The sequence below is a fragment of the Ohtaekwangia kribbensis genome (assembly GCF_042676245.1).
GTDB lineage: Bacteria > Bacteroidota > Bacteroidia > Cytophagales > Cyclobacteriaceae > Ohtaekwangia > Ohtaekwangia kribbensis.
Map to the genome: position 1 here is coordinate 363,461 of NZ_JBHTKA010000008.1, position 14,796 is coordinate 378,256.

Below are 14,796 nucleotides of genomic sequence, written 5' to 3' on the forward strand. Positions count from 1 at the left end.
ATCAATTCCTTTGGTCATGTGTCCATTGATCGGGTTGGCTCTTACACAAGGTGCTTCAACGAAAGTATACAACCCGAGTGATACCCTTCATGGTACAACAGATACTCCAGGGCTTGTTCTATATTCGTTATTTCAAACCCATATACCTTGGGTATCATCACAGAAGGCGAGTAATTCACAAACTTGTTTTTATCGAGATCAGATTGCAAGGTGTCCAAAGACGCTGTCAGCAATTCTTTGATTGATTTAATATCGTCTTGGTCCACAAATCCATCCGGTTTAGTACCCGGCATATAGGGAGTAAAGTATTTATCTTCAACGGCAACAGGCAAGCCTGCGCGCACGTAACACAAGTTCTGCTGGGCAGCAACGAGATGGGCAAGGTTCCAGATAATATTGTTACTATAGCCAGGTGGAATATGATTTAATTGATCTGTTGTGAGATTTTCAATTTGCTTTAGCAGATATAGCCGGAAGTTTTTTATTTTATCAAGCTTATTATTCATCACATTAAATCTTTAGCAAGAATATATATCTATTTTTTTCTTCGCTCCAGTATACTCGCATCAGATACCCATAAGTTGAAATATGGATAGGGTGCATTTGCTTCCTTAATAAACAGATAAAATGGCCTGGAGAAATGTAACAACTTGGGTTTTTGTGGCATACCTACGCTATCTGCTACCGAAACATTTGACTCCATAACCACACCGTTCCTGTCAAAATCAAAACTAATGGCCTGGGAGAAAGAATCTATAGGACCATAATCAGATGAGAACTTCACTCCGATCAACTCTTTATACTCGTGAAGTGCCTTAAATTTTATCACGGGTATCAGCAACTCGTCTTCCATATTCAGCTGATATATCGGACTGCCAGAATTTATTTTGGCACGCCCCTTTTCGATTAGTCTCTTTGCTGAGTTAAACATCTCCAGGAATGTTCCCCGTTTATTTAACATAACCAGGATAATCTCATCCTTAGTATTGGCAGCATTAAGTCTCACAACAAATTCACCGTCATAATCAAAATAGAGAATATCGTATTGCTTTTTAAAATACTCTTTCGAATATATTGAACTCAGATCTGAGCTAAACCCGAAAGCAGAAACTTCGTCACCGAGAAACCTGAGCCGTTGCTCATCAAATGGTTCATCGTATTTATAGCGGACAATCTTGTGAGAATATGCCCAGAATGAACTGCCCTGCGGTAACAAGTCATTTCTATTTATCTTATACTTAGTTCGGTATTGTTGGATGATCCTTTTATATACCGCCTCGGGATTTCCGTAGGCCAACACAAGCCGCGAAGTATCCATGGAGTTTTTCCAGAGCGAGCTATGGTTAAATTCCTTTACCAGCGGATTCTTTGAAATATCTTTATTCGAAATCTTAGATATAGCATTCCAGAGGTATTCTACGTTGGTACAATGAACGGTATTGCTATCGGAAAATTCTGTAGTCATAACAGGGACTACCTTTATATTTGTCGAAGATTCTTCCGATGAAACCTCATCCTTTATCGTATCAGACTTTACTCCAACTTTTTGATCTGATGAAGGCATGTCATTTTTCTTATCCCCACAGGCGATCAGGAAGGTCGATAGCAGCGCGCACAAAATAGTAGTTAAAGCCTGCTGTCTCATTATTAAGTTACTCATCACGGCATCATTAGTACTGTGAATGCAAAATGGCAAAAAACCCCCTGTAGTTTATTTGCTAACCGTAAAAAATTCTACACGATAGTTCGCATATCAATTAATGAATACTGTTATGTGGACGAAGAATATCATCTGATGGAAGTACGTAACAACTAAAAAAACTTCCGGCCAAGATGTAAACAACAAATGTAAAGAGGACCTCAGTCCTCTTTACATTCAAACCCGTGTTTCACAAATCTATTCTACCAGTAATTTATAAGTAGACCTGCTGCCGTTGTTATTGAGAACAACTACATTATAAATTCCTGAACGCTTGTTATTGACACTATATACTATCTGTTGTGTGCCTGCCTTAACAGCTTTATTGCTATGGAGTGTATCGACAAGTTCACCCTGATCATTATATATCCTGATTGTAGCGTGCTCGTTTTCGCCTAGCACAATAGTTATAACCGCATTGTCTCTGGCAGGATTTGGCGAAATGCTTACTGCTTCTTCGTTATTTATAGAGAGTTCGGCATCTGCAGCACTTCGCGCTGATGCAGCGCAATCTGCGGTTGCCGGAGCGTTGCCGGTTACTTCGATCCAATCGATATCGGCCGTAGCAGCTGAAGCCACAGATTGTAGTCGAATGGAGTTGACTCCTGCCTTTAGCGTTACAGAAGCCGTGGTCGTAGCAAACACAGTGCTTCCGCTTGTTCGGGCAACCGCCAATGCATTGGTTACTGTAGTTCCATTAACAACAAGCGCCATGGTATAGGAATTATTGCTGCTACTATTTACATAGCGCCACGTGAGTGTATAGGAACCTGCCGCCGGTATATATACCTTCCAGTCAACACCCTTACCTGTAGAATTAGACAAGTTAATTACTTTACCATTACTTGCCCCGGTGTTGCTGCTGATCGATCCCTCATAACTGCAAAGACCTTGAGAAGTTAAAGCGCTGTCTTCAATACGAATGGTTGCAGTACCACCGCTACTCTGCAACTGGAAATTGGCTGTTACAGACTTATTGCCATTCATGGTTACTGACGTAGATCCGGATGTACCCGTTGCATCACCACTCCAGCCTGTAAAGATATACCCTGCCGCCGGACTGGCTGTTATTGTAGCGATAGCGCCCTCACTATAGCTTCCGGAACCTGTTACTGTTCCTCCTCCTGTTGGAGAGACTGTAGCCGTAAGTGTGTAAGTAGCAGTTTGTGCAGCGAAGTTAGCCGTAACCGACTTGTTGCCATCCATGGTTACCGTTACAGATGCAGACGTGCCCGTTGCACCGCCACTCCAGCCTGTAAAAATATAGCCTGTTGCTGGTGTAGCCGTGAGTGTTACGGAAGTCCCGGCATTGTAAGTTCCGGATCCAACTACTGTACCACCGTTTGTTGGAGCTACTGTTGTACTAAGTATGTACGCTGTTGTGTTACTACAGGAAGCACTTGTCAACGTTGCTCCTGCGCCAGCCGTTACCTGGCTTTTTACATTTGCTGCAGGTGTTATCGTTAATGAATATGGAGGGGTAAATGCCGTACCACTGCCAGTAGTATTGCCTGATGTGTTAGTAAATATATTATCACGGGCGGTAATGGCGGTGAACGTGTTATCCATCTTGTCGATAGGTGATTTAACATTTTCAAATACGTTGCTCTCTACCAACAGATCGGCTTCAAAACCTGCCATCACACATTGAGCAGCAACGGTGCTGTTAAATAAATTATTCACGATATGTACTTTGCCAAATCGAACACGCGGCATACGCGCTTTGCAGCCCTCTGCCCACCAGCAGTTTTGCATTGTGATACGAAGCTTGCCTCTGTCGCCTGTAGCGCCATCGCCTGAACCAAACAAGTTTGAGAAGCGATGATCATCGGCACCACCGGGACCATCCGGTATAGGCGTCTTCTTATAGATAAGCTTGCACCATGTTACCGATATATAGTCAGCAGCATTCTTGATATCGAGGTTGCCATCCATACCATCCTGAAATTCACAATGGTCTACCCACACATTGGTGCTGTTATCGATCGTCATGTTATCCCAGCCATCCGTGTCATAAGCGCCTGGTCCCTCCAATGTTACGTTTCTGAAAATGATATTCGCACAGCGTTTCATATATAGTATACCGGAACCATCTTTCGTAAGATCGTTCGATACCAGCTTCGAGCCGGGCAAACCATAAATTGTTTTATTAGATTGGTCCTGAAAAGAAATTCTTCCACCGGAAGGAATAACAATCGTACCGGATATATGCACGACTTTAACGGACGAAGAAGCGATGGCAGCTTTCAGATCATTGTAGTTTGCAACAACGGTGGGCGTAGCAGAACCACCACCGGTTACACCGCCATTCTGACTGGCCCAGCCTGTTACAGTACATTGAGCAACAGATTGGTTGCAAAAGAGTAACACAATACCCATTAAGGGCAATAACAATAAAAACTTTCTCATAGATATAGGGTTAGATTTACGTATCAATGATACAGTTAAGTATCGAACCCCAAATGAACTACAGGCGTTAACGGTAAAAAATAACGGTAATAAGTAGATATTTCAGATATACCAATATGAGGTATATATAAATACATATTGATACAACTATAGTATACATTTATAGTTGTTACATCTAACATACAAATTAATTGACTTTATACCGTATAAATCAGGTATAGAATACTGCATAACAATACACATGTTACACCGCTCAGTGTTTGGGATATTATGCGAATTTGTTTATCGAGTTGCCAGGATTATAATTTCAACGCGCTCATTACTCCTATCGGCATGAGATCTCTCCTTATGATCTTTTATAGCATTCAACTCTTCCTCGTTAATTATTGGCATCGATTCCCCAAGACCAATAGCTGACAATCTATTCGTGTCAATTCCCTGTCTAACCAGTTCGGCTATAATTCCTGCTGCCATTCTTTTACTGATAGCCAAGTTGTAGTCCGGAGTTTCAATTGTACGTGTATGCCATAAAAAGGCAACTGAAATCTTCTGATTTCGATTCAGGAACGACACAATTGTATCGTATACTGATTTATTGTTACGGTAGTCATAACAAGGTTTTACTGTACATGGACCGTCAAACGCTCTTGAAAGATGTACTATTCTGATTGATCCAATCCTGAATGTTGTATCATTCCAATTAAACGAATGCTTTTGGGCAAATGTTGGCTCAACTATAGATATACCTACTACTACAAGATATAATCTCCAGCCAGCTAGTAGCCGTAAATTGACTTGAAGTATTTTCATCTGTTCCGAATATTAATTCCGTTCATATCAATTAAATGTTCTCCAAACTTGTTAACCGTATCTATTACTTTAATCGATCGCTTGCCCAGCGGTGTCAGAAAATAGTCAACACGAGGAGGTTTCTCTTTGTATAGCTTACGTTCGATCATTCCTTTTTTCTCCAAATCTCGTAGTTGACTATATAACATCTTATCCGTGATATGCGGAATGTTACTCTTTAATTCTCCATAACGAAGCTTGCCTTTGCGTAGTGCGAGAAGGATCGGCATTTTCCACGTGCCTCCCATAAAGGCCATGGCCAATTCCACCGGGCTGTAGTATATACGTCCGTTGTAGGTGAAGTCTTTCATTACTGTAAAGATATTGCCCGCTCTGAAATTTTCCCGGTTACATACAAAGAAGTATGTAAAAGGCGAGGCATTGCTCCGGCATTTACTTTTGCGACTCAAATGAAACAAAATGCAAGCATCAAATTCATCCGAGTGGATAACCATTCCTATACTACCTTGTGTATCAATAGAAGAAACGCTCCATTTCTGGCAAGCGCTGGGCTTTGAAATCACGTACAAGCAAACACATCCGTATCAATATGGTGTTGTTGAACGCGGTGGTCACCAGCTTCACTTCGGCAGGTTGAAAGGCATGGATGCCGCTAACAACTTTTATACGGGTTGTCTCATCGCCGTTCCCAATGCCGGTGATGTCTATTATGAAATAACACAACTTCTAAAGCAACACATCGGGCGAGTGCCCCATGCAGGTATACCAAGCGTGTCGCGAATGAAGCCGAACACTACACGATTTACGTTAACGGACGTTTCAGGTAACGCTATCATTTTTGTCAGTCGCAGTGAACAAGACCAAGAAACATGGGAGAAAGCGGAAAACAAAAATCAAAGCAAACTGCACCGTGCTATAGCTATAGCCATACGATTTCGCGATTACAAGAATGATGACGAAGCCGCTATAAAGACACTGGATGCAGCACTCAAGAGAATTAATAATGAAAATTCAATAGATATAGCAGAAGCATTGATCATGCGAATTGAACTTGCTGAGCGCGCTGCGGATGCTGCTAAAATCACTGAGTGTAAATTATTGTTAACGAAACTTAATTTGCTGGAACGCGATTTGGTACGACTTAAGCAAAAGCACAGAACATTGGAATGAGCAGGAGTTTATATGAACGAGGGGATATTAGTTCTGAGCGTGTGTGCTACGATGCATCAGAGTCCCGGCGGCCGGTGACTCTGATGGGGTGAAATCTGTTACTTCTATTAAATTTTCAAAGTTGCCAAAGTGATGATGAGATGCTCCAACAGATGGAGAGATCAACGAAACGATATTCCATAACAAATTTAGTCGGGTATTATAACAGTACCCTATCACGACCTTGATGAAGCCTTTAGTCTGTCATTCAAGGATGACGGCACGATAGAGTGGTATCACGGCAATGTTAAGATGATTGGCACCTATACCGTCAATACATCTGACAAAAAACTAAGCGTGTTGTTTCCAAGCTATAAATGGAATGGTCGAACATAACTAATTTTACAGAAGCAGATGACCAGATCTATAAAATTCAATCATGTAAACTAAACAACAGTACTGTTCAAAATATAGTCGGTACAACCTGGGAAGGGACCTATGGGCCGCATACTTTAAAATTCAGATTCTTAACAACATCAACCGTTGAAATATCTGTTAACGAAAAAATTGTCGAGCAGAATTCTTTTTATGGAAACGACCTTGGCTACCTCCGAATTCGGGGAACGATCGACTACTTTTTCGGAGTACTTTTTGATGATACGATCAAAGGTATATACTCTTATGCATCGCAGGAGCATCACCTAATGGAAGTGCGCAAGAAATAATTTGCATTCAAGCGTATAAAAAAATGAAAGAGGGCATACACCCTCTTTCTGTCAACAAATCATTTTTTGTTTTCGTATGAATTTACTCTACCAATAATTTAAAGGTTGTTTTTGTGCCTTTGCTATTAATAACAATAACCGTATATATACCGGCCCGCTTACTACCGATAGCATAGTTTACCTGTTGCGTTCCTGTCACGGTAGCCTTGTGAGTGTTAAAGGTGTCGACAAGATTCCCCTGACCATCGTATATCATGACAGCAGCCTGTTCGCCTTTATTCAACGCTATAGTTATTGTGGCATTGTCCTTTGCTGGATTAGGAGAAACACTCAAGGCTTGTTCACGATAAGCTGGTTGTTCCGATTCTACACCGATGCTTCTTGCTGAAGCAGTGGTTACTGTACTGCATGACGGACTGGTTAATGTTGCACCTGCTCCGGCCATTACTTTACTTTTTACATTAACGGCAGGTATTGCCGGCAATATATAAGGAGGAGTAAATGCTGTGCCTCGGCCTGTGGTATCGCCTACAGTATTGGTAAAAATATTGCCACGCGTTGTGACAGCGGTAAATGTACCATCCATCTTATCGATAGGTGACTTGACATTTTCGAACACGTTGCGCTCTACAAGCAGATCGGACTCAAAACCAGCCATAATACATTGAGCCGCAACCGTACTGCTAAAAAGGCTATTGACTATATGTACTTTACCATAACGTACACGAGGCATACGTGCTTTACAACCCTGCGCCCACCAGCAATTTTGCATAGTAACACGCAGCTTACCGCGATCAGTTGTTGCGGCATCGCCTGAGCCAAACAGATCTGAAAAACGATGATCGTTAGAACCACCCGGACCACCTGGTATAGGAGCTTTGTTGTAAATAAATTTACACCATGTTACCGATATATAGTCTGCAGCATTCTTTATATCGAAGTTACCGTCCATGCCGTCCTGAAACTCGCAGTGATCCACCCACACGTTCGTGCTGTTATCGATTGTCATGTTATCCCACCCGTCTGTATCGTAAGCACCGGGTCCTTCAAGGGTCATGTTTCTGAAAAGAATATTTGAGCATCGCTTTATATATAGTATACCGGAACCATCTTTGGTGAGATCGTTCGATACAAGCTTTGATCCGGGCAAACCGTAGATCGTCTTATTCGATTGATCTTGCAAAAAGATTCTTCCTCCTGAGGGAATTACAATAGTACCTGATACATGTACAACTTTTACAGTAAGGGAGGTAAGAGCCCCTTTTAGCTCGGTATAATTTGTAACTACGGTTGGCGTTGCAGAACCTCCTCCTGTTACGCCACCATTCAAACTGGCCCAACCGGGCGCTGTACATTGTGCCATTGATGTGCTACTGAGTAATAGCAAAAAACCCACAAGGGGCATTAGGGATAAAATTTTTCTCATAGATATGGTTTAGAATTGTGCCTCAATAATACAGGTAAGCACGAAGCACGAAATAAAATGCTGGCGTTACAGGCAAAAATCAGCGATAACGAGTCGATATTTCAGATATACCAATATTCCATATACATATCCAAAACAACCATATATAGTATATATTTAACCGGATACATGTAAGTATATACGTCATAGGAAAACATTAATTCCAAAAAAACCTCAGGCTGATACCACTAAGTCAGGGATAGTAATTGACTGAACATGTGAGCACCAAATTGCTAAAGCACTGAACACCATACATTTGGCTTATCGGATCCGCTTAAACATGATTGTTGTAAGATCACCACCCTGCGACCACAGGGAATTCTAATATATCACGCAGCCTGCATATTTCTATTGCCGATTGATTCGCATTGTATAGTATATATCGTATGCTCCGTCATTGCAGCGTCATCTTTTGTTATTTGACCGGACTTATCTGCACATAAAGTATATTTAAATTGAAATGTTAGCATTTGATTTAGCAAAGTATATAATGAATGCGAATCTGAACCAGTGTGCCCCAGGGCATCAGAGTCCCGGCGAATGGTGGTTCTTACAGGGTACAAATCGCAATGCTGAAAGTCTTTAAAAGATATAATTGTTGGCTCACTCCGATTTTTTACTGCTTATTCCATGCGCATCCATCAAGTGTTCGCCAAACCTAGTAAGCGCATCTATTACTTTAATCGATCGCTTGCTGAGTGGTGTAAGGTAATAATCAACACGCGGTGGCTTTTCTTTGTATATCTTTCTCTCGATCATTCCTTTCTTTTCCAACTCTCTCAACTGACTGTATAACATTTTATCAGTGATATGCGAAATGTTGTTCTTCAACTCTCCATAACGAAGTTTGCGTTTGCGAAGCGCCAGAAGGATTGGCATTTTCCATGTGCCGCCAATAAAGGCCATGGTTAATTCTACCGGACTGTAGTATATACGTCCGTTGTAGTTGAAGTCTTTCATATAGATATAGCAGAAGCATTGATCATGCTAATTGAACTTGCTGAGTCGAGCAATGATCCGATCAAGGCTGCTGAATGTAAGTCGAGGTTAGCCCTGCTTGCTATATCTGAAAGTGACTTGGATCTGCTTCGTAAAAAGCATGGAACATTGAGATGAGTGTAGTATACGCTGATATGTGTGCCTCGATGCATCAGAGTCCCGGCGGCCGGTGACTCTGATGGGGCGAAAACGGCAGTTACATATAGATCGATGCTAGAAAAGCGCGATTTACCTCAAAGCGAACTCATGCTACTAAGACAAAGGCATCGAACCTTGGAAGAGTAGGGGGTATATAGTATCTGATTGTCATTTCAATACGCTTGTGCCTCCGAAACATCAGAATCCTGAAGACATAAGGGAATAAACTAGGGCTATGATTATTTGTTACTCAACTTTTTTCCGAGAACCTTTATTCGATTTTAATCCATTTACTCCTTGAACAATAACTTCATGCAGCTTGTTCTTTAACTCAGGAATTTCTTCCATCACTTTCTGCATTTGAGGAGATGAAAATAATTCTTGCCATGGACTGCCATGATGATCCTTTTCCATAAGACGAATCGGAGCTTCTTCAAGTCTAGTTAATGCAGAGCTGAATAATCTCAATTCTAATTCTTCATCAATACGAGCGGCTTCTCGTCTATACCCTTCATACGCTTTAGCAACCGATGCTTTATAAGCATAATCTTCAGCCAGCTTAAATCGTTGTCCAATCTGCTTGGTTGCAATCCAAGCAAACCAAATTGGGGCGCCAAAACTGAGCACGGATAAAAAAATCTGTGTCCATATATATCCCATATCTTTTTGATCAAGCAAGGCAGTATTTAAAATTTGGAATCTGACAGCGCCTATATAAATACCTGCACCAAGTGCAGCAAGCAGGCCCACAACCCAAATCCACATTGAACTTGAGAGTTTAGCAGCACGCAGATCGAATGCTGCTGCTAATCCTTTTGTAGTTGTGATCCTATAAGCCTCTTCACATTGAGCAACTAATTTATCCGCCTCATCTTTTCTATCAAGAATGGCTTTTGAAATACTCCCGGCATTCTTGTAATACGTATCTATCTTTCCGTATAATTCTGCAGCATCAGTCGAAAAGCTACTAACTTTAATCCTTGCTTCCTTTAAGCTTTCTAAATCAGTTGGTAGTGACTCAGCAGCTTCCGTTGCATCTTGTATTAACCTAATCTGTTTTTGCAATTCTGCTTTTTCCGGAACAATTTCATTCAACTCAGACTGAATAGAGCGTAATCTCCTCGCGAGTTGAGTCGGCATAGCTTTATTATCTTGTAAGACTTGCCATCCAAATATAGGGTCTATTGTCGCAGTTATCCAGTCCAATAACGAGATATATACAGCAAAGGCTTGTGCACCATGTCCATTATAAAGGTATTGCAAAGTTTGAGACTTAAAGAGTTCTATTCTCTTAGGGATTTCTAACATTTTCTTTCGGATATCATCGTCAATCGTTTCAATATTCAAATCCCTTATCCTACGAGAAACTTGAAATGATTGTGCTGCCAAATCATGTCGATTTAGGGGTGGACAATTCCATCCCCATATTTCATTCATCGTCCGATCATCGGAATATCCTTTTACAATTGCATCACCTAGTTTATCAAGTGATTTACAAACTTCTTCCAATGTCTTCTCCATAGAAAGCCTCTTTGTTTTTAGTCAACGTGCAGATTTCAAGTCTAAAAGACAAAAATAATTTCCCAACAGCTACATTTACTTTCCCAGTATTAAGATTTTATTTCCCGGCATCCAACATCCGCTGCAACAAAGCTATCTTCTCATCCTTCTCTTTAAGTAAATCTTCAGTGAGCTTTTCAATTTTCTCAGATTGTTTTTTAATTACTTCAACAGCTTCTATATACTTATCCAGTGGATTGAAAGTACATTGTTCGTTGTGTTGATAGTAAGGAGCATTACTTGTATTCGATCCTTCGTAGTTATTCTGAATATTATAGATCGCCTTCTCTTCATCAAAGTTCTTGATGGCTTCGGCTGGTACATTTAGTGCTTTAGCGAGGGCTTCGAGTTGGTCGGAATCTATAACATCTTTATTCTCTAGCATGGAGATTTTCTTCTGCGACCAATCCTCGCCAAGCTTATCGGCAAGAGCTTCCTGTTTGAGGCCTAACATTTCGCGGAAACGCTTCAGGTTTCTTCCCTGGTGTATAGTACGGCTTTTTGATGTCATATTTCAAATATAGTAGTTCGTGAAAATCTAAACTATACTTTAGAAAGGATAAAAAATACTTTTAAAATCCATTGCGCACAGGGCACAAAGGAGACACAAAGTTTCTCAAAGGAAAATACAAACCACGGTTTCGCTCGCCCCTGTTACAGCCGGATAACGATTTCACGGATAACTGCTAACCAATAACGGGCTCCGCTCTACGGCTGCTCCGAATCCCACTCAAAGTACTCGTCCTTCTGCAGCTCCACTTCCTTCTTCTTCTGTGTGCCCTTGTTCTTGAAGGCTTCACGGAGTTCTTTTACTTCGTTCTTGAGGTCGTTTACGATTTTCTTTTTAACGGCTTCGGTATCGTATTGAATGCGATAGTTATCGGTGGTGCCGGTAATTTTCAGATATAGTTTACTTTGTCCGGAGCCATCTTCTTCGATGGCATCTTTTGCTTCAAGGTCAACTGTTTTCACCTGGCGTAACGGTGTGATGATTCTATAGTCTATGTGCTGATCGAACGTATGCGTGCCACTAACTTTGAGACTGGTAACATTGGTGCGCACTTCCATCTGTGGTATATAGATTGTTTTATTTTCGATGTGTATATCGTTTTTCAAATCCGAGAAGCGCAGGTGACTCAGTCCGTCATCTTTAATATAGCGCTTTAGTTTTTGCATTGGCTCAAAATCGTTCAACTCACCACGCTTGATCACAACGCCTATATCTGCAATAAGTGTCTCGGGAAAGAGACGCAGGTCCGGCTTCAGCACCATCTCCAGGTTTACATCAGAATAGGCTTGTCCTTTGAGGTGTTTATCTTGTATAAAGTCTTGTTTAAAATTCTCGAATACATAGAATACACTATCGATATAAATGCCATCAAGTTTCAGTGTACTCACTACATCAATCGCTTTTTTATTCTTGGCGTCTACTATACCTGAACATGATAGAGCACCACCCATGGTATTGAGCGTGATGTTACGCGAAACAGCCATTTCATTTTTCACCAGCAGATCACCCTTCAAGTTGCTTCCGTGGAAACGCTTATACTTCAATGTCTTTATATCGCAATTGAAGTTGAGGTTTATATTTCGGGAGATGTTAAAGGTAAATTCCTGGTCATTACCCGATGATGGCTCGCTGAAGCTGATCGCGAAGAGTTGGTTAAGATCGATGTAGTTTGACTTGAGGTCGGTTTCAATACCGATAGGTTGATCTTCGAACAACAGGAAAGTGATTACGTTCTTGAAAAATCCGTTCAGTAAAAAGTCGCTGTTACCAAGTTTACCGGCCACGTTACTCAACGCAAGATCGTTGTTGCTGAACTGTAGACTTCCTTTCAGGTTTTGCAATGGCACATTGTCGTTACCATACAACAGACTTATATTCTGTAGTTCTATAGTTCCCTGTGTGGATACGCGTTGAGCGGTTGCTTTCTTTTTCAACAACCCGATCTTTCCCTCGAATGAAACATCGGCAAGCAGTGAACCCGAAACATTTTTTATAGTCTGCACAGGGTAAAAATCAAATACCGATGCTGCATCCAGACGACCTTTAAAATCGCACATCACTTCGGGATCTTTGAAATCTGACATCACGAAGTTCGCTGCGAATGATTCACCATTCAGCACACCTTTAATGTTCTTAAGCACTACCGTTGCTTCGCGCAGATCAGAAATTTTACTGCTTGCAAAAGACCCTTCGAGACTTGCGCCTTCAATACGTGTTTTAAAATCAGGGTGAAATATGGTGGCATCGTTAAAACCAAACTCTACCGAGAACGATGGACTTCTGCGTTTACTGATTTCACCTTTCAACTTCGACTTAAAGTATACATCGCCTTTGCTCTGGTATTTATCAAAGCTTTTTGTCGCCGACTCGGGCAATAATGAAAATATAGTCTGGATATCGGTATTCTCTCCCTCGGTTATCAGGTCAATAACATTTTCATCTTTCCAGTTATAGGTTCCCTGTACTTTAAATGCCGACTGCTTCAGTTTCAGTGTAGAAGGATTGATGGTGAGGCTACGCTGTTCGTCATTATATACCAGTTCGGTATTTACTATAAACGATTTGTTAGCCAGGTATGAATTACCATCGATATTGATTTTCTCGGTGGTTAGCTGTCCGTGTGCATCGATGTTATATATATTGTTGGTTGTTCCGATAGATGCAACGAGGTCTTCGCTGGTAAAGGTGAGATCCTCGGAAGCCGAGATGTTGATGAAGTGGACCTTGGTGTTTGTAAGACTTACATTCTTCAGTTCGAAACTTACCGTTCCCGGAGTAGACTTTTTATCTTCTTTGGAGTCTTTCAGAATGGTATAGTTGTTCTTTCCGTCAGAATCTACTTTGAGGTTTGTTTCGCTGTCGCGGATTTTGAGACCTCGTATAGTATATTTCCCTTTCCACACCTCGATAGGATTAAGCTGGAACGAAATAACCCCTGCGGTAAGCAGCGGATATTTACCGGGGTGACTATCCTCCACATATACATCGGTAAAAACTATGGATAGCTGTGGAAATTGCTCAAAGAGCGAAACATTCATTTTACCAATGTTTACGGGCGTATTCAGGCTTTTATTAGCCTCTACGATAAACTGGTTGATGATCTTGTCTTTGAACAGGAACACGGATACCACCAGCGCCACAAAAATAACTGCCAGTGTCAGCGCTGTGTAAAAAAGTATCCTCTTAAACGTTTTCAAGCTTAAAAAATGGTTTGACAAAAATACTGTCAAAAACCGAACCTGCTTAAAAAATTACCGGAATACCAATCTGGAAGTAAGTAAAATCTGAAAATGAGCTAAAAATATAGCTTTACTGAATCACAATCTTCTCCGGAATAAGAATCGCAGCCGGGAAATAGCGTTTTACGGAGGCATAATCTTCCTGCGCATCCATGCGGCTATAGTATTTGCCTACTTTTACGCGAAATATAGGTTCCGTAAACTGGATCTCTGTATTTAACCGGGGCAGTGAAGTAGCAATCTGCTTTTTTACACTAAGCGCTTCCTCGCGTCTGCCGGAGTAAACCTGTATAGTATAGCCTTCTACAAATCTACGGTTCAGGTTAATGTGGTTGATGCTGTCGAGTACACCATCGAGTTTTTGTGTTACGGCTAACTTAGGCTCAACAAATTGTGTTGTCGGTTTTGTATTGTCTGTCTGCGTTGTGGTCGTTGTAGTTTCGGCAGGTGCTTCCACTTTCGGACGCAACACGGAAAGATCTTCCGAATACTTTCCTCCCTGGGAAGCTGTGCTCGTCTTTTGAGTCGAAGCACAGCTCTCCAAAAGAGCTATTGTGGAAAGTATATATAGTATCTGTTTTAAGCCTTCCATA

14 protein-coding genes are annotated in these 14,796 nt (G+C 41.3%); 3 read left to right on the forward strand and 11 right to left on the reverse strand.

Translation table 11 applies throughout. The features are described 5' to 3' along the window. Window positions 1-41: 41 nt before the first annotated feature. The 5 genes from ACFQ21_RS22440 to ACFQ21_RS22460 form a co-directional block, all read right to left on the reverse strand. On the reverse strand, window positions 42-506 hold the full coding sequence (locus ACFQ21_RS22440; protein WP_377582879.1) for a DinB family protein: 465 nt from the start codon (window positions 504-506) through the stop codon (window positions 42-44). A gap of 29 nt (window positions 507-535) precedes the next feature. Continuing rightward, window positions 536-1,465, reverse strand: coding sequence for a hypothetical protein (locus ACFQ21_RS22445; protein ID WP_377582881.1), 930 nt, complete (start codon window positions 1,463-1,465; stop codon window positions 536-538). A 432-nt stretch (window positions 1,466-1,897) separates the two neighbouring features. After that, window positions 1,898-4,108, reverse strand: coding sequence for an InlB B-repeat-containing protein (locus ACFQ21_RS22450; protein WP_377582883.1), 2,211 nt, complete (start codon window positions 4,106-4,108; stop codon window positions 1,898-1,900). 282 nt (window positions 4,109-4,390) lie between these two features. After that, window positions 4,391-4,918: an OmpA family protein gene (locus tag ACFQ21_RS22455; protein WP_377582885.1), complete on the reverse strand. Its 528-nt coding sequence runs from the start codon at window positions 4,916-4,918 to the stop codon at window positions 4,391-4,393. Continuing rightward, window positions 4,915-5,268 carry a winged helix-turn-helix transcriptional regulator gene (locus ACFQ21_RS22460; RefSeq protein ID WP_377582887.1) on the reverse strand — a complete coding sequence of 118 codons (354 nt, stop codon included), beginning with the start codon at window positions 5,266-5,268 and terminating at the stop codon, window positions 4,915-4,917. The genes ACFQ21_RS22455 and ACFQ21_RS22460 overlap by 4 nt, the downstream gene beginning before the upstream one ends. A 109-nt stretch (window positions 5,269-5,377) precedes the next feature. Here ACFQ21_RS22460 and ACFQ21_RS22465 point away from each other — a divergent pair, with 109 nt between their 5' ends. Further along, window positions 5,378-6,088, forward strand: coding sequence for a hypothetical protein (locus ACFQ21_RS22465; RefSeq protein ID WP_377582889.1), 711 nt, complete (start codon window positions 5,378-5,380; stop codon window positions 6,086-6,088). A gap of 356 nt (window positions 6,089-6,444) precedes the next feature. Further along, window positions 6,445-6,792: a hypothetical protein gene (locus ACFQ21_RS22470; RefSeq protein ID WP_377582891.1), complete on the forward strand. Its 348-nt coding sequence runs from the start codon at window positions 6,445-6,447 to the stop codon at window positions 6,790-6,792. 82 nt (window positions 6,793-6,874) lie between these two features. Here ACFQ21_RS22470 and ACFQ21_RS22475 read toward each other — a convergent pair whose 3' ends face one another. Next, window positions 6,875-8,155, reverse strand: coding sequence for a pectate lyase family protein (locus ACFQ21_RS22475; RefSeq protein WP_377582893.1), 1,281 nt, complete (start codon window positions 8,153-8,155; stop codon window positions 6,875-6,877). Between the two features lie 705 nt (window positions 8,156-8,860). Further along, window positions 8,861-9,217 carry a winged helix-turn-helix transcriptional regulator gene (locus tag ACFQ21_RS22480; protein ID WP_377582895.1) on the reverse strand — a complete coding sequence of 119 codons (357 nt, stop codon included), beginning with the start codon at window positions 9,215-9,217 and terminating at the stop codon, window positions 8,861-8,863. A 24-nt stretch (window positions 9,218-9,241) separates the two neighbouring features. On the opposite strand from ACFQ21_RS22480, the gene ACFQ21_RS22485 reads away from it, so the two are divergent. After that, entirely contained in the window at window positions 9,242-9,373 is a 132-nt protein-coding gene (locus ACFQ21_RS22485) for a hypothetical protein (RefSeq protein ID WP_377582897.1), read from the forward strand. 267 nt (window positions 9,374-9,640) lie between these two features. On the opposite strand, the gene ACFQ21_RS22490 is transcribed toward ACFQ21_RS22485, so the two are convergent. The 4 genes from ACFQ21_RS22490 to ACFQ21_RS22505 form a co-directional block, all read right to left on the reverse strand. Beyond that, window positions 9,641-10,915, reverse strand: coding sequence for a hypothetical protein (locus ACFQ21_RS22490; RefSeq protein WP_377582899.1), 1,275 nt, complete (start codon window positions 10,913-10,915; stop codon window positions 9,641-9,643). 97 nt (window positions 10,916-11,012) lie between these two features. After that, window positions 11,013-11,465, reverse strand: coding sequence for a helix-turn-helix domain-containing protein (locus ACFQ21_RS22495; RefSeq protein WP_377582901.1), 453 nt, complete (start codon window positions 11,463-11,465; stop codon window positions 11,013-11,015). Window positions 11,466-11,662: 197 nt separating this feature from the next. Beyond that, a complete protein-coding gene (locus tag ACFQ21_RS22500; RefSeq protein ID WP_377582903.1) occupies window positions 11,663-14,161 on the reverse strand; it encodes an AsmA family protein in 2,499 nt (832 codons plus the stop codon). Between the two features lie 112 nt (window positions 14,162-14,273). Beyond that, window positions 14,274-14,795, reverse strand: coding sequence for an SPOR domain-containing protein (locus tag ACFQ21_RS22505; protein ID WP_377582905.1), 522 nt, complete (start codon window positions 14,793-14,795; stop codon window positions 14,274-14,276). Window position 14,796 lies beyond the last annotated feature (1 nt).